Annotated in this window: 19 protein-coding genes; 14 read left to right on the plus strand and 5 right to left on the minus strand. The window is 39.3% G+C overall.

The features are described 5' to 3' along the window. Positions 1–31 precede the first annotated feature (31 nt). Both JM79_RS11355 and JM79_RS11360 read right to left on the minus strand, forming a co-directional pair. The gene (locus JM79_RS11355) at positions 32–451 is read right to left on the minus strand and encodes a nucleoside-diphosphate kinase (protein ID WP_141878257.1); all 420 of its coding nucleotides are present in this window, start codon (positions 449–451) and stop codon (positions 32–34) included. A 75-nt stretch (positions 452–526) separates the two neighbouring features. Continuing rightward, positions 527–1,543, minus strand: a complete 1,017-nt coding sequence (locus tag JM79_RS11360) for an alkaline phosphatase D family protein (RefSeq protein ID WP_141878258.1) — start codon at positions 1,541–1,543, stop codon at positions 527–529. A 77-nt stretch (positions 1,544–1,620) separates the two neighbouring features. On the opposite strand from JM79_RS11360, the gene JM79_RS11365 reads away from it, so the two are divergent. The 3 genes from JM79_RS11365 to JM79_RS11375 are packed head-to-tail and all read left to right on the plus strand — an operon-like array spanning position 1,621 to position 4,339. Beyond that, on the plus strand, positions 1,621–2,637 hold the full coding sequence (locus JM79_RS11365) for a bifunctional oligoribonuclease/PAP phosphatase NrnA (RefSeq protein ID WP_141878259.1): 1,017 nt from the start codon (positions 1,621–1,623) through the stop codon (positions 2,635–2,637). After that, positions 2,634–3,206: a gliding motility-associated peptidyl-prolyl isomerase GldI gene (gene gldI, locus JM79_RS11370; RefSeq protein WP_141878260.1), complete on the plus strand. Its 573-nt coding sequence runs from the start codon at positions 2,634–2,636 to the stop codon at positions 3,204–3,206. Before JM79_RS11365 ends, gldI begins: the two co-directional genes overlap by 4 nt. Continuing rightward, a complete protein-coding gene (locus JM79_RS11375) occupies positions 3,206–4,339 on the plus strand; it encodes a peptidylprolyl isomerase (protein ID WP_141878261.1) in 1,134 nt (377 codons plus the stop codon). Before gldI ends, JM79_RS11375 begins: the two co-directional genes overlap by 1 nt. Positions 4,340–4,407: 68 nt before the next feature. Here the strand turns inward: JM79_RS11375 and JM79_RS11380 are convergent, their stop codons facing one another. After that, a complete protein-coding gene (locus JM79_RS11380) occupies positions 4,408–5,868 on the minus strand; it encodes an aminoacyl-histidine dipeptidase (protein ID WP_141878262.1) in 1,461 nt (486 codons plus the stop codon). Positions 5,869–6,004: 136 nt separating this feature from the next. On the opposite strand from JM79_RS11380, the gene JM79_RS11385 reads away from it, so the two are divergent. The 8 genes from JM79_RS11385 to JM79_RS11420 all read left to right on the plus strand — a co-directional run bounded on the left by JM79_RS11385 (position 6,005) and on the right by JM79_RS11420 (position 17,650). After that, entirely contained in the window at positions 6,005–7,078 is a 1,074-nt protein-coding gene (locus JM79_RS11385) for a DUF3810 domain-containing protein (protein WP_141878263.1), read from the plus strand. 84 nt (positions 7,079–7,162) lie between these two features. Beyond that, positions 7,163–10,141 carry an amidohydrolase family protein gene (locus tag JM79_RS11390; RefSeq protein WP_141878264.1) on the plus strand — a complete coding sequence of 993 codons (2,979 nt, stop codon included), beginning with the start codon at positions 7,163–7,165 and terminating at the stop codon, positions 10,139–10,141. Positions 10,142–10,151: 10 nt separating this feature from the next. Next, positions 10,152–11,453 carry an amidohydrolase family protein gene (locus JM79_RS11395; RefSeq protein ID WP_141878265.1) on the plus strand — a complete coding sequence of 434 codons (1,302 nt, stop codon included), beginning with the start codon at positions 10,152–10,154 and terminating at the stop codon, positions 11,451–11,453. Positions 11,454–11,576: 123 nt separating this feature from the next. Continuing rightward, a complete protein-coding gene (locus JM79_RS11400) occupies positions 11,577–12,389 on the plus strand; it encodes an RNA methyltransferase (RefSeq protein ID WP_141878266.1) in 813 nt (270 codons plus the stop codon). Positions 12,390–12,399: 10 nt separating this feature from the next. Then, entirely contained in the window at positions 12,400–13,638 is a 1,239-nt protein-coding gene (locus tag JM79_RS11405) for a M48 family metallopeptidase (protein ID WP_141878267.1), read from the plus strand. Between the two features lie 35 nt (positions 13,639–13,673). Continuing rightward, the gene (locus JM79_RS11410) at positions 13,674–15,884 is read left to right on the plus strand and encodes a RelA/SpoT family protein (protein WP_141878268.1); all 2,211 of its coding nucleotides are present in this window, start codon (positions 13,674–13,676) and stop codon (positions 15,882–15,884) included. A 23-nt stretch (positions 15,885–15,907) separates the two neighbouring features. Then, positions 15,908–16,363, plus strand: coding sequence for a transcriptional repressor (locus tag JM79_RS11415; protein WP_141878269.1), 456 nt, complete (start codon positions 15,908–15,910; stop codon positions 16,361–16,363). A 12-nt stretch (positions 16,364–16,375) separates the two neighbouring features. Then, positions 16,376–17,650: an adenylosuccinate synthase gene (locus tag JM79_RS11420; RefSeq protein WP_141878270.1), complete on the plus strand. Its 1,275-nt coding sequence runs from the start codon at positions 16,376–16,378 to the stop codon at positions 17,648–17,650. 343 nt (positions 17,651–17,993) lie between these two features. Here the strand turns inward: JM79_RS11420 and JM79_RS11425 are convergent, their stop codons facing one another. Both JM79_RS11425 and JM79_RS11430 read right to left on the minus strand, forming a co-directional pair. Beyond that, positions 17,994–18,866 carry a ferritin-like domain-containing protein gene (locus JM79_RS11425; RefSeq protein WP_141878271.1) on the minus strand — a complete coding sequence of 291 codons (873 nt, stop codon included), beginning with the start codon at positions 18,864–18,866 and terminating at the stop codon, positions 17,994–17,996. A gap of 26 nt (positions 18,867–18,892) precedes the next feature. Beyond that, entirely contained in the window at positions 18,893–19,708 is an 816-nt protein-coding gene (locus JM79_RS11430; protein ID WP_141878272.1) for a ferritin-like domain-containing protein, read from the minus strand. Between the two features lie 279 nt (positions 19,709–19,987). Between JM79_RS11430 and JM79_RS11435 the strand changes: the two genes are divergently transcribed. The 3 genes from JM79_RS11435 to JM79_RS11445 all read left to right on the plus strand — a co-directional run bounded on the left by JM79_RS11435 (position 19,988) and on the right by JM79_RS11445 (position 24,409). Beyond that, the gene (locus JM79_RS11435; RefSeq protein ID WP_185739533.1) at positions 19,988–21,727 is read left to right on the plus strand and encodes an OstA-like protein; all 1,740 of its coding nucleotides are present in this window, start codon (positions 19,988–19,990) and stop codon (positions 21,725–21,727) included. Continuing rightward, positions 21,724–22,923 carry an aspartate aminotransferase family protein gene (locus JM79_RS11440; RefSeq protein WP_141878273.1) on the plus strand — a complete coding sequence of 400 codons (1,200 nt, stop codon included), beginning with the start codon at positions 21,724–21,726 and terminating at the stop codon, positions 22,921–22,923. The genes JM79_RS11435 and JM79_RS11440 overlap by 4 nt, the downstream gene beginning before the upstream one ends. An 88-nt stretch (positions 22,924–23,011) precedes the next feature. Next, positions 23,012–24,409, plus strand: a complete 1,398-nt coding sequence (locus tag JM79_RS11445) for a tetratricopeptide repeat protein (RefSeq protein WP_141878274.1) — start codon at positions 23,012–23,014, stop codon at positions 24,407–24,409. The last annotated feature ends 2 nt before the right edge of the window (positions 24,410–24,411 follow it).

Consider the following 24,411-nt stretch of genomic DNA (forward strand, 5'->3'; position numbering starts at 1 on the left):
TTCGGGTTTTTCTTATTTTGATAAGCTCTAACTAGAACATCTCTCTACCTGCAAAATGGAAAGCACCTTCGATTTGTGCATTCTCGTCACTATCACTTCCGTGAACAGCGTTCTCACCAATACTGGTAGCATATTTTTTTCTGATAGTTCCTTCAGCAGCATCTTCTGGATTTGTAGCACCAATCAATGTTCTGAAATCTTCTACAGCATTGTCTTTCTCAAGGATCGCAGCAACAATAGGTCCGCGAGTCATGAATTCAACCAATTCTCCGAAAAATGGACGCTCGTTATGCACAGCATAAAAAGTTTCAGCATCTCTCTTGGTCATGTGAGTAAGTTTCATCGCTACGATTCTAAATCCTGAAGCGGTGATTTGATCTAATATTCCACCAATATGCCCGTTTTCAACTGCATCTGGCTTAATCATGGTGAATGTTCTATTATCTGCCATTATCTGGTTTTTAAATTTGGTGCAAAAATAAATTATTTATGGGCATAAACAAGTGCTTTCTTGCAATATGTTGACTTACTGGAATTCAACGATATAATCCTGCTGTTTACGGTTATTAAGTCCGCGCATTTCCATGCTTACTCTCGAATTCTCAAAGTCAAATTTTAATAAGCCAAAGCTCTTTTTGCTCACCACCTCTCCTACTCTATGCTCATTCGGCTCACCGTCAAAAGCTTCGTAAGTATGAGTAAGTCCGCTACTCGTAAAGTCCACCAAAGGATAGTTTAGCCCATTAATTCTTTCCTCGGAAAATTCAGAAATATGACGGTCACCACTTAATAGAATGACATTTTTCGCTTCCGAAGTAACAATAAGATCTTTTAGTTTTTTTGCTTCCGAAGGGAAATTCCCCCAGGTTTCAAATCCGTGTTCATCTGAAAGTATCTGGATACTGGAAAGAATAATATTGAACTGAGCATTCGAAGTTTTAAGTTCATTTTGTAACCAGCTCCACTGCTGTTCGCCAAGAATGGTGCCACTGGAAGGCTCGTAGCGCCTGTTAGCATCACTGTTCCTAAGCAAATCATCCCGAAAATAACGGGTATCAAGCATGATCACTTTAATTGAACCTTTGGGCGTTTCCAGCATCTCTGAACTATAGATACCTTCCTGGTCTCTTCTTGGATCATTTTTCGCAACATCCATGAAGTCAAGGAAATACTGCTGACTTTCTTCTTTAATTTCATAATCCTTACCTCCATCGTTCTGGCCGTAATCGTGATCATCCCAAACCCCGTAAACTGGCACACTATTAAGTAACTTTTGATATCCGTCATTATTCTTCTGAACAGCATAAGCTACGCCTAAAACTTCAGGAACATCTGTATCTGCATATACATTATCGCCTCCCCATAAAAAGACATCGGGTTCATTTTTAAGAATTTCATTCCATAATGGCTGGGGTGCATCTTCCCGATTACAGCTTCCAAAAGCAATGATATAATCTGGTTCCTTCTCCAGCTTAATATCTTCGGTAGACCCGCAGGACACAAGGCTGAATATAAATAGGAATATTAGAAATCTTTGTTTCATGGTAGTAATTTGCAAGCTCAAATTTAAGGCTTCCACTGTTTCTATAGTGTTATTATATTGTATATTTAACCTCGATTATGATAGACACAAGAATACTCGAAATCACGGCAGAACTGGCAAAGGCAGATAATATCGTGATCGTTCCGCACAAAGGACCCGATGGTGATGCGATAGGCTCTACGCTTGGATTAATGCATTTTTTAAGAGATAAAGGTCATAAAGCGAATGTTATCGCTCCCAACGATTATCCACATTTTTTAAAGTGGCTTCCTGGTAGTGAGGAAGTTTATATTTATGAGCAGCAAAAAGAAGTTTCAGATCAATTGATCGCTGAAGCTCAGATCGTTTTTACACTTGACTTTAATGATCTATCACGATGCGGCGGAATGGTAGATTCGCTGAAAGCTTCAGACGCTGTTTTTGTCATGATAGATCACCACCAGGAACCTTCAGATTACGCTCATTATACTTATAGTGATTCCACTATGAGTTCTACCTGTGAGATGGTACATAAATTCATAGAAAAGCTACGTGCTAGCAAACAGATCACTCCCGAAATTGCCACTTGCTTATACACCGGAATCATGACAGATACCGGAAGTTTCAGATTTAGCTCTACTTCCAGTGATACACATCGTGTTATCGCAGACCTGATGGACAAGGGAGCGAAAAACTCTGAGATTCATAATAATATCTACGATACTAATTCTGGAAATAAACTGCAATTGCTTGGAACCGCACTTCAGAATTTAAAAGTGATTTCAGAATTTAATACCGCTTACATCAGCCTTACTCAGGAAGAGTTGGACCGTCATAATTTCAAGAAAGGTGACACTGAAGGCTTTGTAAATTACGGTTTAAGTCTTGATGGAATTAAATTTGCAGTCATTTTTATTGAGAATGAGAGTGAGAAGATCATAAAAATTAGTTTCAGGTCTAAAGGAACTTTCGATGTGAATAAGTTTGCGCGGGCACATTTTGAAGGTGGCGGACATATAAATGCGGCCGGAGGAAAAAGTGATCTTTCCATGAATGATACGATCGTAAAATTTAATAAGATCCTACCTGAATACGAGCAAGAATTAATCCAATGAAAAAGTTTCTATTTCTAATAGTAATGGCAATTGCCGTAGTTTCCTGTAAATCCCCGGAAGCACGTTATCCGGTTTCCCAAAGCAGTGGCTCGTATATCGACCAATCTGTAGAAAAGAACAGGGAAATGATCGCGCAGGAAGAAGATTATATCAAACAGGTAATGGGAGAAAATACCAGTACGGAATATATAACCTCAGCAGATGGATTCTGGTATTACTACAACAACAAGTCACTGGACAGTCTTAATACTGAAACTCCCGAATTTGGCGATATCGTAACCTTTGATTATAGTATCTCGACCATTGAAGGAGAAGCTATTTATGCTGAAGGTGACAAGCCTACCCGCGAATATGCTATTGATCGTGAAAAATTATTTACCGGACTTCGCCAGGGTCTTAAATTGATGAAAGAAGGCGAAACGGTAACATTCCTATTCCCCTCTCACAAAGCATTTGGTTATTACGGAGATCAGGAACGTATTGGAAGCAATAAACCTATTAGCGCTAAAGTGACCTTACACTCTATAAAGGAAGAAGAACAATCAAACACAGAAACCAAAGAACAATAATGAGGACAAAAAGTTTATTTGTGCTTTTCGCTGTTGCGATTAGCTTATTTTCATGTAAAGAAGAATACCCGGAACTTGAAGACGGGATGTATGTTGAATTTAACACCTCTATGGGGCCTATAATCGCTGAGCTTTACCACGAGGAAACACCAATGACCGTTGCTAATTTCGTATCGCTTTCTGAAGGAAGCAGCACCATGGTAGACAGTACATTTAAAGGCAAAAAATATTACGACGGTATCGTATTTCACCGTGTGATCGATGGATTCATGATCCAGGGTGGTGATCCAATGGGAACCGGTAGCGGTGGACCGGGTTATAAATTCCCTGACGAATTCAAAGATTCTTTGAGTCATGACGAAAAAGGAATTTTGTCTATGGCCAATGCAGGTCCTGAAACCAATGGGAGTCAGTTTTTTATCACTCTGGAACCGGTAATGCAGCTTGATGGCAAGCATACGGTCTTCGGAAAAGTGGTAAAAGGTATGGATGTTGTTGAAGCGATTGGAAAGACTGAAACTGGTCCTAGAGACCGTCCTGTGAAAGATATAACCATGAATGAGGTGAACATCATTAGAAAGGGAAAAGCTGCTAAGAATTTCGAAGCTCCTAAAGTTTTTGAACAGGAACTTGCAGATCTTGAAGCTGAAAATGAAGCTAGAGAAAAAGAACTACAGGACGTAAGATCAAAAAGAGTTGAAGAGTTCGCTGCTCTTGAAGCCAAAGCAGATTCTCTGGAAAGCGGATTAAAATTACATTTTGTTACTGAAGGTGATGGAACTCAGCCTAAACAGGGACAAACTGTTAAAGTGAATTATGAAGGTTACTTCGCAGACGGGAAGATCTTTGACACTAATAAAAAAGAACTTGCCGAGGAATTTGGTATTTATGACCATAGAAGAGACCAGGCCATGGGTTACCAGCCAATGGATGTTGTTTATGGACCAGATGCCCCGATGATCCCAGGATTTAAGGAAGCTATTCAGCAAATGCAGGTAGGTGACGAAGTGGTTGCTTTTATCCCGAGCCATTTAGGTTACGGAGAAAGAGGATATGGAAGAGCGATCCCGCCAAACTCAGATCTTGTATTTAAGATCTCTGTAGTTGGAATAGCAGGAGAAGATCAGGAATAGTTAATGATCAGTCATAAAAAAATCCCCGTGCAAATGCACGGGGATTTTTTGTTTAAAGAAAAACATTCCTAGTTCTCCGGAATATTCTTTAATACCTCTAATAAAAATTTCCAGTATTTCTGAGCAGAGCTAATACTAGCACGTTCATCTGGTGAGTGAGCTCCACGTATGGTTGGTCCAAAGGAGATCATATCCATATCAGGATAATGGCTTCCAATAATTCCACATTCCAGACCTGCATGACATGCTGCGATATTAGCTTTTTCACCATTCATTCTTTCATAAATCTCATCCAGAGTCTTTAGAATATCTGAATCACTATTCGGAGCCCATCCAGGGTATTCTCCTGACAGTTTTACATCAAAACCTGCTAGATTGAATACAGATTTTAGAGAATCAGCCAGATCATCACGACTGGATTCAACAGAGCTTCTTGTTAAACATTTGATCTCGATCTTCCCTTCCTCAACACTAACTTTCGCAACATTATTTGAAGCTTCAACAAGATCTTCAATCTCCGGACTCATTCTATAAACTCCGTTATGTGCCGCTGCAATTGCCAGTAGCAACTGTCTCTGAGAATCGATATCCATGACCTCAACTTGAGAAGGAACTTTTTGAATTTCGATCTTCATATTAGGTTCCAGAGAAGAAAATTCAGCATTAATTTGAGCTATCCTTTTATCCAGTTCTTTTGTAAAACTTTCTTCTTCAGTTTCAGGCAAAGCAATGATCGCTTCACTTTCCCTTGGAATTGCATTTCTTAATCCTCCACCATTGATCGATGAGAGTCTAAGATTATATTCTTCCGTAGTATTAAGAAGCAGGCGATTCATTAATTTATTAGCATTTGCCAGTCCTTTAATGATATCCATACCTGAATGTCCACCCATAAGTCCTTTGACCTTTATAGCAAAGGCACGATAGGAATCTGGAGTACTTTCTACCTTGTAAGTTCTGCTTGCTGTGATATCTACACCACCGGCACAACCTATACCTATTTCGTCATCCTCTTCTGTATCAAGATTCAGTAAAATATCACCTTCCAGAAGATCGGGGCTTAAACCTTTTGCACCGGTCATCCCGGTTTCTTCATCTATTGTAAATAAAGCTTCGATGGCAGGGTGTTCTATAGAATCGCTTTCCAGTATCGCCATAATAGTAGCCACGCCCAGACCATTATCTGCTCCTAACGTAGTTCCCTTAGCTCGAACCCAGTCTCCATCTACATACATCTCGATTCCCTGTGTATCAAAATCGAAGTCTGTATCATTATTCTTCTGATGCACCATATCCAGGTGAGCCTGTAGCACGATCTTTTTCCTGTTTTCCAAACCTGTAGTAGCTTGTTTGTAGATCACAACATTTCCTACGGAATCTACTTCGGTTCTTAGGTTAAGATCGTTACCAAATTTTTTGATGAATTCAATAACCCTCTCTTCTTTTTTGGAAGGTCGTGGCACCGCGTTAAGATCGGCGAATTTATTCCATAATATTTTTGGTTCTAATGCTCTTATTTCTTCGTTCATATCTATAATTCTTCAATTGTTTTCAAAGATACCTTTTAAGCTGCTGAAACAAAAATTCCTTGACATTCTGTATAATTTAACCGCTTTCATCTTTGCTGAAGCTAGGCCAGATATGAATTATTTGTACTTTTAAAATGTGAATAAGAAAACGACCCTCATTCTTGCGATCCTATTACCTGTTCAGGTCATTTTATTGAGCCTGCTTAATAGAGGATCTCTTTTTATCGAAACCTATTATTCCAACGGAATCTACCCGGTGATCTCCAGTATTTTGAGATATAGCATCGGGATTCTACCATTTTCCCTAGGTGATCTTCTGTACGCATTATTGGTGATCTTACTACTGAAATGGATCTGGAGAAGATTCAGTCAGAAATTTAAAGATCCGAAACAATGGATCCCCGATGCGCTTGCTGCCCTATCGATCATTTATTTTTGCTTTCATCTTTTCTGGGGTTTTAATTATTACCGCCAGCCATTACACAAAACTCTTGAGATTGATAATGATTATACTACCGAAGAATTAGTAACACTTTCAGAAATACTCATCAGCAGATCCAATGAACTGCATGATCATTTAGCTGAAAATGATTCGGCTTCCGTAAAGTTTGAAATTTCAAAGAATGAGCTCTTCCGAAGAACCATTGAGGGTTACGATCATATAGCTCTGAATTATCCTGAATTAAACTATAAAGGTAATTCACTGAAGAGATCGATTTATAGTATTCCTCTAAGCTACATGGGTTTCAACGGTTATCTAAATCCTTTGACCAACGAAGCACAGGTGAACAGTATTATTGTTCCTTACAAAATACCCACTACGGCCAGTCATGAAATAGGACATCAATTAGGTTTCGCCAAAGAAAATGAAGCAAATTTTATTGCCTGCCTTGTCACCATGAACCACACAGATCCTCATTTTAGATATTCCGGCTATACTTTTGCACTGAGTTATTGTTTGAGTGAAATCTTCAGAAGAGATAAAGACGAAGGAGACCGGTTACTGGAGAGCATGAACCCTGGAATCATTGAGAATTACCGGGAAGTACAGGAATTCTGGCTTGAGCATGAGAATCCATTAGAGCCAATCTTCGCTGCGACCTATAATCGCTATTTAATCGCCAATAATCAGGCTGGAGGCATGAAAAGTTACAGTTATGTAGTGGCACTACTCGTTAATTACTATAAAGATTCAAGAAACGACCTGTAGGAAGATTAACAGTTCTGCTATTTTTAGTACTTTAAGGCTCTTAAAATTTTAATCAATCTATATTTCCAAAAACTACCCACTTTTATGAAATTAAAATTTCTGCTTTTGGGAATAGTCCTGAGTGTTAGCTCTGCATATGCCCAGGATTATTTCCCAAAGAACGATGGTGTTAAAACAGAAAACACAAATTACACCGTCTTCAAAAATGCCAGGATTCACGTGGATCCAAAGACGACCATTGAAAACGGAATGTTTGCCATTCAGGATGGAAAAATAACTGCTGTTGGAAAGAATATTTCTATTCCAAAAAACAGTATCGTGGTTGACCTTGCAGGAAAAGAGGTATATCCTTCTTTTATAGACCTTTATTCCAGTTTTGGAATAGGTAAACCAAAACGCCTGGAAGGTGGAAACGGTCCGCAATATGACGCTAATCGCGAAGGTTTCTACTGGAACGATCATATTCGCCCTGAAACTAACGCCGTAGCACACTTCAAATATGACGCTGATGAAGCCAAAAAATTGCTGGAAGCTGGATTTGGTGCTGTAAATACTCATGTTCCAGATGGAATTGTACGTGGCTCTGGAATGCTGGTTGCGTTGACTCCTGAAGTTAGCGAGGGTGACCGAATTCTTGATGACAGATCTGCACAATACCTTTCTTTTGACAAAAGCGTTCTATCAAGGCAGTCCTACCCTACTTCTCTAATGGGTGCTACTGCACTTATTAGACAAACTTATATCGATGCCGACTGGTATGCGAAAGGGAATGCGAAGAATAAAGACCTTGCTCTGGAAGCTTTAAATAACAATAAGAATCTGGTTCAGATTTTTGCTACAGATAATTTACTAAACGAATTTAGAGCAGATAAAGTAGGTGATGAATTTGGTATTCAATACGTACTCCTGGGAAGTGGTAAGGAATACCAGCGACTGGACAAAGTAAAAAGCTCCAATGCTACATATATAGTTCCGCTAAAATTCCCTGCAGCTTTTGATGTGGAAGATCCATATCTTACTAAGCATCTTGGTTTGGAAGAAATGAGGGAATGGAATCAGGCTCCTTCAAATTTAGCTATGTTAGAAGAACAGAAGATTCCTTTCACGATCACTACACATGATATCGATCCCGCTAAAGACTTCAAGTCTAATTTGATGAAAGCGATGGAATTTGGATTAAGCAAGGAAGCAGCTTTAGCAGCTCTAACTACTATACCTGCCAGAACACTGGGCCAGGAAGGGAAGATTGGTACGATTAAGGAAGGTGCCTGGGCAAATTTCCTGATCACTTCCGGAGACTTTTTTGATAAGGAAACGACCTTATTTGAGAACTGGATCCAGGGAGAAAAGAAAGTGTTAAATAGTATGGATGTTACCGATATTACCGGGAAATACGACCTGAAACTGGATGGAAAAACTTATACACTTGCCATCACCGGAGAACCGGCTAAGCCAAATGTAGAAGTAACTTTAGACGAGACTAAAATTGGATCAAAATTGAGCATTTCAGAAAACTGGATGAATCTTTTGATCTCTTCTCCAGATACTACTAAGACTGAATTCATCAGATTGGTAGCCAACGTTCCAACAAATTCTAATAATATTTCAGGTAAGGCAATTCTACCTGATGGCAAGGAAACCCGTTTTCAGGCTACTATGAAAGACGCCAAAGAAGAGGATGAAAAGAAAGATGATGAGAAAAAAGAAGAGGATAATACCCGTGAGTTAATCGCGGTAACCTATCCAAATGTCGCTTATGGCTTCAAGGAAAGACCAGAGCAGGAAGATGTTCTTTTCAAAAATGCTACCGTATGGACCAGTGAAGATGAAGGGGTTCTGGAAAACACTGATGTACTTGTAAAAGACGGAAAGATCGTTAAAGTTGGATCAGACCTCAACGCCGGCAGAGCAAAAGTTATCGATGCAACCGGTAAACATCTTACTGCCGGGATTATTGATGAGCATTCACATATCGCGGCATCAGACATTAATGAAGCAGGCCATAATTCTTCTGCTGAAGTGACTATGGAAGATGTAGTTGATCCTACAGATATCAATATTTACCGCAATCTGGCTGGTGGTGTAACAACCATTCAGTTATTACATGGTTCTGCAAACCCGATTGGAGGTAGATCTGCGATCCTGAAATTAAAGTGGGGAGCTCCTGCAGATGAATTGATCTTCGAACAGGCTCCACCGTTTATAAAATTTGCACTTGGTGAAAACGTAAAACAATCAAACTGGAGTGGAAATCGCTTTCCGCAAACAAGAATGGGTGTGGAACAGGTATTTATAGACTACTTCAGTCGAGCTAAGGCTTATGAAAAAGAGAAGCAGGCTGCAGGAGACAATTTCAGAAAAGATCTTGAAATGGAAACTCTTGTAGAGATTCTTAATGGCGAACGCTTTATCACTTCCCACTCTTATATCCAAAGTGAGATCAATATGTTGATGAATGTTGCTGAAATGTTCGATTTTAATATCAACACTTTCACTCACATCCTTGAGGGTTACAAAGTGGCGGATAAAATGAAAGAACACGGTGTTGGAGCTTCAACGTTCTCAGACTGGTGGGCTTATAAATACGAGGTAAACGACGCAATTCCTTATAACGCCGCAATCATGAACGATGTTGGTATCACCGTAGCTATAAATAGTGATGATGCCGAAATGAGTCGCAGACTAAACCAGGAAGCTGCTAAAAGTGTGAAGTATGGTGGAATGAGCGAAGAAGACGCCTGGAAAATGGTTACGATCAATCCTGCCAAATTACTACATGTAGATAATTTAGTTGGAAGTATTAAAACCGGAAAACAGGCAGATCTTGTCCTATGGAATCATCATCCACTTTCTATTTATGCAGTTCCGGAGAAAACAATGGTAGAAGGAGTTGTTTATTTTGACAAGGATAGAGATTTGGAACTTCGTAAGGAGATTCAGAAAGAAAGAAGCAGTCTTGTAAGCCAGATGCTGAAGGAAAAGAACAGTGGAGTTAAAACACAACCAGTGAAAAAGAAAGAAAAGCAGCATGTGCACTGTGATCTTTTAGAAGCTGTAAAATAATATACTGAAGATGAAAAAATTAAATTTATATATAGGATTGCTGAGCTTACTTTTCTGCGGAAATAGTTTTGCACAGCAAACCCCAGCACCAGAACAGGCTGAAGCGATTAGCATTATTGGTGCTACCGCTCACATTGGAAATGGGGAAGTGATCGAGAATAGCCTGATCATTCTTGAGGATGGCAGGATCACCGAGATCATTGCCGCAGATCTTACGAAAAGACAATATCCAGGTAAACAGATCGATGGTACAGGAAAACATGTGTATCCTGGGATTATTGCTCCAAATACAACGCTTGGATTGGTAGAGATCGCTTCTGTAAAAGCTACGGAAGATCAGGATGAGATGGGTGACATGCTTCCAAATGTAAGAAGCCTGATCGCCTATAATACAGAAAGTAAGATCGTAGAATCCATGAGACCCAACGGTGTACTTCTGGGACAGGTGGTTCCACGAGGCGGATTGATCTCCGGAACATCTTCCATCGTACAATTTGATGCATGGAACTGGGAAGACGCAGCTGTAAAAGCTGATGATGGTCTGCATATCAACTGGCCCGATTCTTTTAGACGTGGTCGCTGGTGGAGAGGTGAAGACCCAGGACTTAAACCTAATAAAGACTATACTGAAGAAATTCAGCAGTTATCAGATTTCTTCGCTTCCTCAAAAGCCTATTTGAATGGTGACAGAGGTGATCAAAACCTACCATTTTTAGCCATGGATAAAGTTTTCAGTGGAGATAAAAAGGTATTTATCCACGCTGATGGAGAAAAAGAAATCCTGGATATTATTCAGTTTAAAAAAGAAAATGAGCTTTCATCGGTTGTCATTGTTGGAGGTTACGACGCGCTTGCAATCGCTTCAGAATTAAAAAATTCAGAGATCCCGGTATTGGTTAACAGACCACACAGCACTCCAGATAATGCTTATGAAGATTACGACCAGCCATATAAACTGGCAAAATTACTGCATGATGAAGGAGTTATGGTTGGATTGGAAAGCAGCGGACAAATGGAACGTATGAATACCAGAAATCTACCTTTCTATGCTGGAACGGTAGCTGCGTTTGGTATGGACAAAGAAGATGCTCTAAGTCTTATTACTGCCAACAATGCAAAGATCCTTGGAATTGATAGTGATTACGGAACTCTCGAAAAAGGAAAATCTGCGACTCTTTTCATTTCTGAAGGTGATGCACTGGACATGCGTACAAATATTCTTTCTCATGCTTTTATAGACGGAAGGGAACTAAGTCTGGAAACACATCAAACTGAACTTTGGAAACGCTATTCCAAAAAATACAGCGAGTAGGAATCTAAGTAACTAAACTAATTTCAAAGTTGCCCGAAGGACTGGAATGGAAATGCTGCTAAGCTTCCACTCTACTCTTCGGGCAACTTTTTTTATGCCTAATATCTACTTACTTTTGTAAATATGTTGAAAAAGATCACCAGCCTGCAAAACCGGGAAATAAAATGGTTGCTGCAATTACAGGAAAAGTCAAGAAGCAGAAGAAAGGAAAATGCATTTCTTGTTGAGGGCTTAAGGGAAACAAGTCTTGCCGTAGCGCATCACTATGAACTGCTTCACCTATATTATGTTCCTGAAAAGATAGAATTTCAGGAGGTCCTTGATCTTGTTAAGAAAGGCGATCAAAATACAGAACAGATCACTGAACTTTCCCAGGAAGTATACGAAAAGATCGCTTATAGAGGTAGTACCGAAGGAGTCATCGCCGTTTTTCGTTCCCAAGAAAATAAACTGGAAGATTTAGACTTCAGCTCAACTTCTCCTTTGATATTGGTCGCTGAAGCACCGGAAAAGCCAGGAAATATTGGTGCAATCCTAAGAACCGCCGATGCTGCTGGAGTGGATGCGGTCATTATTGCAAATCCTAAAACAGATCTCTATAATCCTAATATCATCAGAAGTAGCGTAGGTTGTGTTTTCACCAACAAGATAGCCACCGGGGAAACTTCAGAAATCATTGAATTTCTTCGGAATAAGAATATTAATATTTATGCGGCAATTTTACAGGCCGCCAGACCTTACCACGAAATTGATTTAAAAGGACCCACGGCAATCGTCGTTGGAACCGAAGCCACAGGGCTTAGCGAAGAATGGCGCGAACATTCTCTTCAGAATATCATCATTCCCATGCAGGGTGCTATCGATAGTATGAACGTATCGGTCGCAGCTGGTATTCTCATTTTTGAAGCACGAAGACAACGGGGCTTTAATCTTTAAACTTTATAATTTGCAAGCTGAAACTCTTTATTATATCATCCTTGGAGTCGTGATCGCTGATTTTCTTTTCGACACCCTCCTTGATACGTTGAATGCCAAACATTTCGATGATCCTATACCCGCGGAACTGACAGATGTGTACGATGATGAGAAGTACGAAAGGTCTCAGCAATACAAAAAAGAACGTTTTAAGTTTGGCCTGCTCTCCTCTGGTTTTTCAGTAATTCTTACGATACTCTTTCTGGTTTTCGAAGGCTTTGCCGCGGTAGATGGAATTGCACGTGAGTTTTCAAGCAATCCTATTGTGATAGCTCTTATATTCTTCGGGATCATCATCATTGGCAGTGACCTACTTACAACCCCTTTTTCCTGGTATAGCACCTTTGTAATTGAAGAAAAATATGGATTTAATAAGACCAGTGTTAAAACATTTGTAATAGATAAATTAAAAGGTCTTTTAATGACCATGATCGTGGGTGGTGGAATCTTAGCATTGATCATCTGGTTCTATCAAATTGCAGGAGAAGATTTCTGGTGGTATGCATGGATTGTTGTATCTGTTTTCGCGGTTTTCATGAATATGTTCTATGCAAAATTGATCGTTCCGCTTTTTAACAAGCAAACTGCTCTGGAATCAGGTAGCTTGAGAACTAAAATTGAGGCTTATGCTGCAAAAGTAGGATTCCAGCTGGATAATATCTTTGTGATCGACGGCTCCAAACGTTCCACTAAAGCCAATGCTTATTTTTCCGGTTTTGGTTCAGAAAAAAGAATTACTCTATATGACACTTTGATCAATGATCTGGATGAAGAAGAGATCGTCGCAGTTCTTGCACACGAGGTTGGTCATTACAAAAAGAAACATATTGTTTTCAATTTAATTGCTTCAATAGCTACCACTGGATTCACTTTGTGGCTGCTATCCCTGTTCGTAGGTAGTCCCATACTATCTTCAGCATTGAGTGTAAGCGAGCCAAGTTTTCATATTGGCCTGATTGCCTTCGGAATTTTATATAGTCCAATTTCAGAAGTAACCGGTCTTATGATGAATTACATTTCGAGAAAGTTTGAATACCAGGCTGATGATTATGCGAGTAAAACCTACAACGCAAAATACCTGATAAGCAGTTTGAAAAAGTTATCTGGAAATACATTGAGCAACTTAACTCCACACAAAACCTATATTTTCGTACATTACTCACACCCGAGTTTACTGCAAAGATTTCAGAATTTGAAGGCAGGTATTTAGTTGTTTACTTTTTATCTTAATTGTACTTTTAACCTATGACCGAGGCTGCGATAGAAAAAGAGAACAAGCAAATTGCTAGGCAATACAAGGAATTGCTGCGTATAAGCTACCAAACCCTTTCCGACGATGACAAGAAACTCATTCGAAAGGCATTTGATACTGCGGTAGATGCACATAAAGATCAGCGTAGAAAGTCTGGTGAAGCTTATATTTTCCATCCAATAGCGGTGGCAAAAATAGTAGCTTCAGAAATTGGGCTGGACGCAACTTCGATCGCTGCTGCACTTTTGCATGATGTGGTGGAAGATACGGAATACACCCTTACCAACATCGAAAAAATGTTTGGGGAGACCGTGGCAAAGATCGTCGACGGACTTACCAAAATTTCCAGTCTTAAAAAAGATAAGGATGTTTCGCTACAGGCAGAAAACTTCCGTAAAATGCTGCTTACGCTCAACGATGATGTTCGCGTTATCATTATCAAGATCGCAGACCGCTTACATAATATGCAAACGATGGATGCCATGCGTCCTGATAAGCAGATTAAAATTGCTTCGGAAACCTTATATATTTATGCTCCTCTCGCACACAGGATCGGACTTTACAACATAAAAACAGAACTTGAAGATCTTGGTTTAAAGTATACAGATCCTGAAGTATACCACGATATCTTAACGAAGATCAAGGAAAGTAAGGAAGATCAGGATATTTATATCAAGGCATTCAGCCGTGTGATCGAAGATTCTCTGGACAAGGAATCCTTGGACTACAGTATTAAAGGGAGACCAAAGTCCATTTATTCCATTAACCGGAAGATCCAGACTCAGAATATCAGTTTTGATGAGATCTATGACAAGTTTGCCATCAGAATTATTTATAAAAGTGAACCATCACAGGAGAAATTCCTGGCCTGGAAGATCTATTCCATAGTAACCGATCACTTCCGTCCCAATCCTACTAGATTAAGAGACTGGATCTCATCTCCTAAATCTACAGGATACGAAGCTCTGCATATTACCGTAATGGGGCCAAAAGGCAGATGGGTGGAAGTACAGATTCGAAGTGAACGAATGAATGAGATCGCAGAGAAAGGATATGCTGCTCACTATAAATACAAACAGGGAGATGACAATAAAGAGGAACGAGGTTTTGAAGAGTGGGTAAGCAGACTTCAGGAAGCACTTGAGAATCCAGATGTGAATGCTGTTGACTTTGTAGAACAATTCAAACTGAACCTGTATTCAAAAGAAATTTTTGTCTTTACACCTCAGGGAGATCTTAAATCTCTTCCGAAGGGATCAACACCACTGGACTTTGCGTTCAGCATTCATACAGAAATTGGATTACGCACTCGAGGTGCTCGTGTAAATAGTAAACTGGTTCCTTTGAGTCACGAATTGAAAAGTGGCGACCAGGTGGAAATTATCACTTCAGATAATGCTCAGCCTAATGTGAACTGGCTGGATTATGCTACTACGGCAAGAGCCCGTGCAAAAATCAAATCTTCCTTGAAAGATGAGAAGAAAGAGATCGCAGAGGAAGGAAAAGCTGTGCTGGCCAGAAAACTAAAAGCACAGAAGATACAGTTCAACGAAAAGTCTATCAACGAACTTGTTGTATTCTTTAACCTAAAAACGAGCCTTGATCTTTTCTATCGCGTAGGTATTGGAAAGATCGATAATCAGTTGCTTAAGGACTTTGCAAATTCCCGTAGTAATTCCCTGGTAAGCTATTTCAAAAGTAAAATTAAAAAGCCACAGGTAGCAGCCGATATTAATAAGGACGAGATCACTGCCAAGTATGACCAACTGGTGTTTGGGAAGGAAGAAGAGAAACTGGATTATAAATTAGCAAATTGCTGTAACCCTATTCCGGGAGATACTGTCTTTGGATTCATTTCTGTAAACGACGGCATCAAGGTTCATAAGAAAGATTGTCCAAATGCATTGCAACTACAATCCAATTACGCCTACAGGATCATCCAGGCGAAATGGATTGATAGTTCTCAACAGGACTTCCAGTCGGTTATCAAACTACAGGGAATTGACAATCTTGGATTGGTAAGTGAGATCACGAAAGAAATCTCAAGTAACCTGGGTGTGAATATGAAAAACCTGAATTTTGACAGCTCAGATGGTATTTTCAATGGAAGAATTACGCTGGTGGTGAAGAACAATAATAACCTGAATACGATCATCCAGCGACTGAAAAAAATTAACGGCATAGACAAGGTAAGCCGTGAATAAACTTTTACCTTTGCAAGGCAATTATGAGCAAAAAAGTCGTAAATAAAAACGATCAGGCGGTCGTAAAAAACGTTTTCACGAAGTATCTTGAAGACAAGGGACATCGGAAAACACCGGAACGTTTCGCTATTCTTCAGGAGATCTATAATTCTGAAGATCATTTCGATATAGAGTCATTATATATAATGATGAAGAACAAGAAATATCGGGTGAGCCGGGCAACACTATACAACACGATCGAACTCCTACTGGAGTGCGGACTGGTTAGAAAACATCAGTTTGGGCAGAATCAGTCACAATATGAGAAATCCTATTTTGACCGGCAGCACGATCACATTATACTTACAGATACAGGAGAAGTTATCGAATTCTGCGATCCAAGGATACAAAGTATCAAGCAAACGATCGAAGAAGTTTTTGATATTGAAATCAATAAACACTCCCTGTATTTCTACGGAAACAAAAAATCAACCAACTAAGTTTAAGAATTCATGGCTGTAGATTTACTACTAGGTCTTCAATGGGGTGACGAAGGAAAAGGCAAAATTGTCGATGTACTTACCTCCAAATACGATATCATTGCCAGATTTCAGGGTGGTCCAAATGCAGGACATACTTTGGAGTTTGATGGACAAAAACACGTTTTACACACGATACCTTCAGGAATATTTCATGATGATAGTATCAATCTTGTTGGAAACGGTGTAGTAATAGACCCGGTAATCTTTAAAAAGGAACTGGACAATCTAGCCAAACATGGAATAGACTATAAGTCTAAACTATTAATCTCCAGAAAGGCGCATCTTATTCTTCCAACGCATAGATTGCTTGATGCTGCTTCTGAAGCTTCAAAAGGCAAAGCTAAGATTGGATCTACTTTAAAAGGAATTGGTCCAACCTATATGGACAAAACCGGTAGAAATGGATTACGTGTAGGAGATCTGGAAATGGCAGACTGGCAGGATCGCTATCGTGCACTTGCAGATAAGCATGAGAAGATGATCGCATTCTATGATGTGGATGTACAGTACGATCTTAAAGAACTTGAAAAAGAATTCCGTACTGCGATTGAAACTTTGAAAGAACTTACTTTTATCGACAGTGAAGATTACCTTCACAAGTCTATGAAAAATGGGAAAGCAATCCTTGCTGAAGGCGCCCAGGGCTCTTTGCTGGATATTGATTTTGGAACATACCCATTTGTAACCTCTTCCAACACTACTGCCGCCGGTGCTTGTACCGGGCTTGGAGTAGCACCACGCGAGATCGGGGAAGCATTTGGAATATTTAAAGCTTATACCACTAGAGTTGGTAGTGGCCCATTCCCTACAGAACTTTTCGATGAGACCGGAGAAAAGATGGGACGAATAGGTAATGAATTTGGAGCCACTACAGGACGTAAAAGAAGATGTGGATGGCTGGATCTGGTTGCATTGAAATACGCAGTTCAGGTAAATGGGATCACTCAGCTGATCATGATGAAAGGTGACGTACTTAGTGGTTTTGATACTTTAAAGGTATGTACCGCTTATAAATATAAAGGTGAAACTATTGATCATCTACCTTTTAATATAGAACCTGAAAATCTTGAGCCGATCTATACCGAGATGAAAGGCTGGAAAGAAGATCTTACTAAAATGACAGATGCCAACACGCTCCCAAAAGAATTTAACGACTACGTTGAATACCTTGAGCGAGAACTGGAAACACCAATTACCATTGTATCGGTAGGTCCAGACAGAAGTCAGACGATCCAAAGAAGCTAAAACCAAGTTATTTTATATTTCAAAAAGCCCCATTATGGGGCTTTTTTAATGAGTAATTTCTACAGGATACTTCTTGAAACGGCTCCATTCCACCATAGTATAATTTGATAATCTTGCTCATCAAGCCTATCCTAATTGTTCAACTACGGGTAGCTGAAAGCAAAGCTTAATTACTAAATTTAAAGGTTTATTTATTCAAGGATTTACTCAAAGCGGATAATATTATTCTCGAATCACTGCTATATTCGCTTATTTATAGACTTACTCAGATTACTAAATAAAATAATAGCATAAAAAAAAGCCCCTAATTGGGGCTTTTTCTATTCGGTAGTATTGAATTAGTTTAGCTATCTGAGTCAGAATCTGAATCAGAATCTCCTGATACTATAAATAAACTTGCAATATTAGTAGCGGTCTCAGCATTAATTGGCTCATCAAACGCTTGAGAAACAGCTTCAGCTGCATCACCAACAAGTGGGGAATCTCCGTAATCGTACCCTACAAGATCAATATCTGCCTGAGTTGTTACTTCTTCACCATCATATACAGCCTGAGTAGCTTCCGGCATACCTTCACCTCTGTTATTTAATGTAATCCAACCTTCAAGTCCACGAATTCTTCTAATTTCAGAAGCATGACGCGCTTCTACGGAGTGAATTTGAAGAGCTGGCTCTAAAAATGGAGTTCCCATAAGATTTGCAGCCTGCCCTTTGTAGGCTCTAACTCCAGTATCTTCGAAAGCCTGAGCTAACGCAAGTAATTGTGCATAAGCTGTAGCCTCTCCAATACCATTATCGTTAAAAGGATCAAAGGCGCCACCAGCCGTAAAGTCAAAGTTTGGCTTGGGCACTGGAGTTGCTCCAACTCCTTCTAATCCTGCCACTAGGAAATCCACGTGTGCCGACTCATGCTTAGAAATTTGCATATATACCGTTTCTGGTCTACCTGAAGGTAGCACACCCGATTCCAATGCTTTTAAATAAAATTCGGCTTCTAGATATTCCAAGGTTAATGCTAATTGTAATGCATCTACCGCTGGATTTCCACTGTCCTGAAACATTGCATTAGCTTTTGTACTAGCCAATCCAAAAGGAACAGCAGCCATTGCCGCCTTCTTTCCGAAAGAACCTAGGGTACTAAACATCTCCCTACGTGAAGAAGATTTCGTCGTTAGTTTTTCAGATGAAAATTCATCCAATAATTTTATTATACTCATAATGTTTTTTTTTAGATTTTAATAGATTACGCTCCAGTCATTGGTTCAGGCAGCTCATTAGCTGTGAAATCAGTTACAATAAATCCACCTGCAATGTCAAATACTTCTGCTGGATCGTAAGCAAGATCTAAACCTGTATCTGTAGTAATAACGTCATCACCTGCGAAATCTGCAGAGTCTGGATTAATTAATGATCTAATAGCAGACGCGTGTCTAGCCTCTACTGATACAATTTTACCAGCTAATAATAGGTAAGCAGGATCAGCAATACGATCTCCAGCACCATTGTATGCTCCAACTCCAGTATCCTCAAGTGCCATTGCAGTTGCTAGTACCTGATCTCTACTAGACAAATCAACAGAACTTAAATCAAATTCCAAATCCGGCAACATTGCCTCCGGAGTATCAACGGTTGCTGCGGCTATAGCTGTTCTAAAAAATTCTCTGTGTATAACTTCATGGTTGTAAAGATCATCCATTAGATCTTTTTCTTCTTGTGGAGCGCCTGCATAATAGTCACCACCTCTTACAGCAGTATAAAATGCAGCTTCCAATTGCTCTAAAGCATATGCGTAATTAAGAATACCCAAATCTCCGCTTCCTAGATCAAATACAGCGTCTACTGGTGGATCAACAGGTTCTGGATCTACTGGATCAACTGGATCTGGTCCTCCAACATCTCCGCCTGGGTTAAACATATCATCATCGCTACATCCGTACAGTAAAAAGCTGGAACCGGCTATACCTAGACCACCTAATTTAATGAACTTCCTACGCGAATTCTTGTTCGAATTTTTCGGTGATGCATCAACTACATCTACCTTCACTAAGGGTTTTTTCATGATTAAAATTTTAGTTTCTATGGAAACTTACGAAGGGAAAGCCAATTCAGTTTTAATCCAATCGTTAAGATTATCTTAAATGCCAAAATTTTTTGATTTCATTAAGGATTATTGATCCTTTTAGGGAGTTTTATTATGATTAATTGGCATACCAGATTTTCGCACATCACGTTTATGTATAAAATCAAGGACATTTTAATTTTAAGTACTTTTGAAAAAAATATTGAATTGCGACACTTCTTTAGCGTACTTCTTTGTGTGATTTTCATTCAGGTAGGAATGGCACAAAATAGTCAGGAAATTAACTACGAATCTGATAGAACTTTAAAAAACGAAGCCAGATATCCAGGCGCCTTAATTTTAAGTAAAATTGACAACCAGGTTTATTTTGATCACGATGGAATCGAAGTCTGGTGCGATAATGCTGTTTTTTATAAAGAAGCCAATTTCTTCAAGGCTTATGGTAATATTAGAATGCAGCAAGGTGACAGTGTAAGTATGACCAGCAACTATGCCGAATATAATGGTGATACCGAATTTGCCTTTGCCAGCGGAAAAGTATTAATGAAAAGACCTCAAACCACCCTTGAAACCGACAGTTTGTTCTTCGACAGACTAAAACAGGAAGCATATTACAGAAGTGGTGGTAAGGTTCGGGATACTGCGAGTGTACTTACCAGTAGGATTGGCCGCTATTACATGGAACAAAACAAATACAGTTTTGTTGATGAAGTAGTAGTCACTAACCCGGAATATACTATAAACTCTGAACAACTTGATTTTTATTCTGAAAGTGGTTACGCTTATTTATATGGACCTTCAACGATCAAAAGTGAAACCAGTACGGTTTACTGCGAACGCGGATTTTACGATACCAGAGCAGATAATGGTTATTTCGTTAAAAACTCCAGGATAGATTATGAAAATCGAGTCCTCAAGGGTGACAGTCTGTATTTTGATCGTGAAACCAGTTTTGCTTCAGCCACAAATAATATACAGGTCATTGACACTATAAATCAAAGCAAAGTGACCGGTCATTATGCTGAAGTTTATAGAGATAAAGATTCTGTTTTTATAACCAAAAGAGCTCTTGCCGCGAGCTTACAGGAACGAGACACCTTGTTCATTCATAGTGATACCATTATGATCACTGGGAAACCAGAACATAGAATTATTCGTGGTTTTTATGACGTTCGGATTTTGAAAGAAGATCAAACCGGTGAAAATCCAATGAGCGGGCGTAGTGATTCTATATATTCAGATCAACAAAGCGGACTTTCGAAATTGATCAATCTTGGTCGTTTTGGTGATAAAAAACCTGTTTTATGGTCCGGACTCAATCAAATGAGTGGTGATAGTATACACCTGCAATCTAATGCTGAATCTGAACAACTGGATAGCCTACTGGTATTTGACAATGCTTTTTTGATTCAGAAGGATACTATAGAAGGATACAACCAATTAAAAGGAAAGATTCTTACCGGCTATTTTGAAGATAATGAACTAAGGGAAGTTATTATTGATAAGAACACTGAAACTCTCAATTATTTAAGAAACGATGAGGGCGCCCTTATTTCGATTAATAAAACTCTTGCCAGTTATATACGCATTCTGTTTCAGGATCAGCAGATCGAATTCATAGATTATTTAAATGCTGTTCAGGGTAAAATGCCTCCAGAAGATGAAGTTCCTCAAAACCAAAGAACCTTAGCTGGTTTTAACTGGCGCGGTGATGAAAGAATTATTTCGAAAGAAGGATTGTTTGAAGGAAAACCTGTACCAGAACTTACCAAGATCAAAGGTATCGAAATGCCTGAAGCTCCTGAGGAATTTTTTGAAGAACGCGAAGAAGACGACCTCCTACTAGATCAAAATTCCAGACTTAAACCAGAAATTCTAAAGAATAGAGCTAAAGATTCTCTGAAGTATAAAAACGAAAAGGTTCAGGATTCACTTAAGGACGCTATTGAACCAATTGCAAAACCTGTTAAGGACACTCTAACTGGCAACCAGGAATGAAGGAAGATTTTTTAAAGTTTCAGGCTCAAACCACTCCTCACCCACTGGCATTAGAAGTAGAAAGTGCTACCGGTAGTTATATAAAGACAAGTGATAGCAAAGAATACCTTGATTTCGTTGCTGGCGTATCTGCCTGTACTCTTGGTCACTCGCATCCTGCAGTGGTAAATGCTATCAAGGAGCAGGCTGAAAAGTATCTGCATGTAATGGTTTATGGCGAATATGCACAGGCTCCTGCAGTAGAGCTTAGTAAATTGCTTGCTGAGAACTTACCTGGTTCGCTATCTAAAACCTATCTCGTAAATAGCGGAACTGAGGCGATCGAAGGTGCACTGAAACTGGCCAGAAGGGCTACTGGAAGAACAGGGATCATTGCTGCAAGGCACGCCTATCATGGTAATACGATGGGCTCCTTAAGTCTGATGGATTTTGAAGAAAGGGTAAAGGTTTTCAAACCTTTAATAGGAGATGTTTCATTTATAGAATTCAACTCCACGGAAGATCTATCAAATATCAACGAACATACAGCGTGCGTAATTCTGGAGACAATCCAGGGTGGTGCTGGTTTTATTCAGCCGGTAGATGATTATCTACTCAAAGTAAAAAAACGTTGTGAAGAAGTAGGCGCATTACTTATTCTGGATGAGATACAACCTGGTTTTGGAAGGACCGGTAAATTATTTGGTTTCGAGAATTTCGGACTTGTTCCTGATATCCTGGTAATGGGAAAAGGAATGGGTGGCGGATTACCAATTGGAGCTTTTACAGCTTCAGAAGAGGTCATGGATCTACTTATGGACAATCCAAAACTTGGACATATCACAACATTTGGTGGCAATCCTTTAATTGCTTCAGCAGCACTTGCTACTTTAAAAGAGCTTCTTAGCACAAACCTTATTTCTGAAACACTACAAAAAGAAAAGTTCTTCAGAAAACATTTACAACATCCGCTTATTGAAGAAGTTAGAGGAAAAGGCTTAATGCTGGCAATTATATTAAAGTCTGCCGAAATTGCAGACCAGCTGGTGCTTAGAGCTAAAGATGAACAATTGATCTTATTCTGGTTATTGTTCGAAAAGCGAGCCGTAAGGATCACTCCGCCCCTGACAATATCTTCTGAAGAAATTTTGAAAGGATGTGGCATTATTGTTGACATACTGGAAGAGTTAAATAGTAATATTGAAGCTGTTAATTAATTTGTTAACAACAATGCAAGCGGGCGTACCTATTGCCCTTATTCCTTTTTAACTTTAATAACAGTAGAAATCCCATAATCACTCTCTTATGCAATTGAGCCATAACGAAGAAGATAATTTCTCTCTTGATCGCTTCGAATCCATGCTAAAGACCAATGACGTTCTTTTCTTCGATTCAAACGAATTTGAGAATATCATCAACCATTACATGGAGAATGGCAAGATAGCTCTTGCTAAAAAAGCGGTGAAATTGGGTCTCGCCCAGCATCCTACTTCAGTAAATCTAAGATTATACAAAGTTGAGATCCTGGTTTTTGAAGATAAACTGGATCTTGCAGACAGCATACTTAATGAGCTGAAGAATCTGGAATCTTCCAACGAGGAGATCTACATTCAAAAGGCTCAGATCTATTCTAAGCGAGATATGCATGCTGAAGCAATTACCATGCTGGAAGCAGCTTTGGAGATCACGCTTGAAGATGCAGAAATATTTTCGCTCATTGGGATGGAATATCTCTTTCTCGAGGATTTTGAGAATGCGAAATATAGCTTTATGAAATGCCTTGAGGCAGATGATGAGGATTATTCTGCTCTTTACAATATCATGTATTGCTTCGATTTTCTTGAACAGAAAGAGGAGGCTATTGATTACCTGAATCTATATCTGGACAAACACCCGTATTGCGAAGTAGCCTGGCACCAGGTTGGAAAGCAATATTTCGACCTGAAGAACTACACTAAAGCACTGGCAGCTTTTGATTTTGCCATTATTAGTGATGACAGGTTCGTGGGAGCTTACCTGGAAAAAGGAAAGGTTCTTGAGAAATTAAAACGTTACAATGAGGCCATCGAAAACTATAATATTACTCTGGAACTCGATGATCCTACATCTTTCGCATATTTAAGAATTGGTAAATGCTTCGAAAAACTTGGTTGTGATGATTTCGCGATCAAAAACTATGAGCAAACCGTGCACGAAGATCCTTTACTCGATAAGGGCTGGATCGCGATTACCGACTTCTATATCAAAAAATTGAACTTCCCAAAGGCTTTATATTATATCAATAAAGCAATCAACATAGACGAGGAAAATGTTCTTTACTGGAAGCGCTACGCAAAGATCAACAGTAGGCTGAATTTCCCGGAAGAAGCTGAGCAAGGCTATAAAAAAAGTCTTGAGTTGGGGAATTACGAATTAGAGACCTGGATTAGAAGATGTGATATCCTGATTGGACTGGGAGAATATGAAACTGCAATTTCCAGCATGATGCAGGCTCTGGAATTTTACCCGGGTACTGCGGAAGTCGAATATCGTCTCGCCGGTTTATATTTTAATACAAACAATGGAGATAAAGGTTATTTTCATTTGAATAATGCCTTGAAAACCGACTCAGAATATTACATCATCATAGAAGAACTTTTCCCGAATATTTTCGAGCGAAAAAGCATCAAACAAATTATAAATTCCTTCGTAAAGCTCTCTTAGTA

This window comes from Gramella sp. Hel_I_59 (genome assembly GCF_006714895.1).
In the GTDB taxonomy this organism is placed as follows: domain Bacteria; phylum Bacteroidota; class Bacteroidia; order Flavobacteriales; family Flavobacteriaceae; genus Christiangramia.

Bases quoted from the DNA above. Each gene is read 5' to 3' on its own strand.
- JM79_RS11355 (WP_141878257.1), bottom strand. From the start codon at position 451: ATGGCAGATAATAGAACATTCACCATGATTAAGCCAGATGCAGTTGAA.
- JM79_RS11360 (WP_141878258.1), bottom strand. From the start codon at position 1,543: ATGAAACAAAGATTTCTAATATTCCTATTTATATTCAGCCTTGTGTCC.
- JM79_RS11365 (WP_141878259.1), top strand. From the start codon at position 1,621: ATGATAGACACAAGAATACTCGAAATCACGGCAGAACTGGCAAAGGCA.
- gldI (WP_141878260.1), top strand. From the start codon at position 2,634: ATGAAAAAGTTTCTATTTCTAATAGTAATGGCAATTGCCGTAGTTTCC.
- JM79_RS11375 (WP_141878261.1), top strand. From the start codon at position 3,206: ATGAGGACAAAAAGTTTATTTGTGCTTTTCGCTGTTGCGATTAGCTTA.
- JM79_RS11380 (WP_141878262.1), bottom strand. From the start codon at position 5,868: ATGAACGAAGAAATAAGAGCATTAGAACCAAAAATATTATGGAATAAA.
- JM79_RS11390 (WP_141878264.1), top strand. From the start codon at position 7,163: ATGAAATTAAAATTTCTGCTTTTGGGAATAGTCCTGAGTGTTAGCTCT.
- JM79_RS11395 (WP_141878265.1), top strand. From the start codon at position 10,152: ATGAAAAAATTAAATTTATATATAGGATTGCTGAGCTTACTTTTCTGC.
- JM79_RS11400 (WP_141878266.1), top strand. From the start codon at position 11,577: ATGTTGAAAAAGATCACCAGCCTGCAAAACCGGGAAATAAAATGGTTG.
- JM79_RS11410 (WP_141878268.1), top strand. From the start codon at position 13,674: ATGACCGAGGCTGCGATAGAAAAAGAGAACAAGCAAATTGCTAGGCAA.
- JM79_RS11415 (WP_141878269.1), top strand. From the start codon at position 15,908: ATGAGCAAAAAAGTCGTAAATAAAAACGATCAGGCGGTCGTAAAAAAC.
- JM79_RS11420 (WP_141878270.1), top strand. From the start codon at position 16,376: ATGGCTGTAGATTTACTACTAGGTCTTCAATGGGGTGACGAAGGAAAA.
- JM79_RS11425 (WP_141878271.1), bottom strand. From the start codon at position 18,866: ATGAGTATAATAAAATTATTGGATGAATTTTCATCTGAAAAACTAACG.
- JM79_RS11430 (WP_141878272.1), bottom strand. From the start codon at position 19,708: ATGAAAAAACCCTTAGTGAAGGTAGATGTAGTTGATGCATCACCGAAA.
- JM79_RS11435 (WP_185739533.1), top strand. From the start codon at position 19,988: ATGGCACAAAATAGTCAGGAAATTAACTACGAATCTGATAGAACTTTA.
- JM79_RS11440 (WP_141878273.1), top strand. From the start codon at position 21,724: ATGAAGGAAGATTTTTTAAAGTTTCAGGCTCAAACCACTCCTCACCCA.
- JM79_RS11445 (WP_141878274.1), top strand. From the start codon at position 23,012: ATGCAATTGAGCCATAACGAAGAAGATAATTTCTCTCTTGATCGCTTC.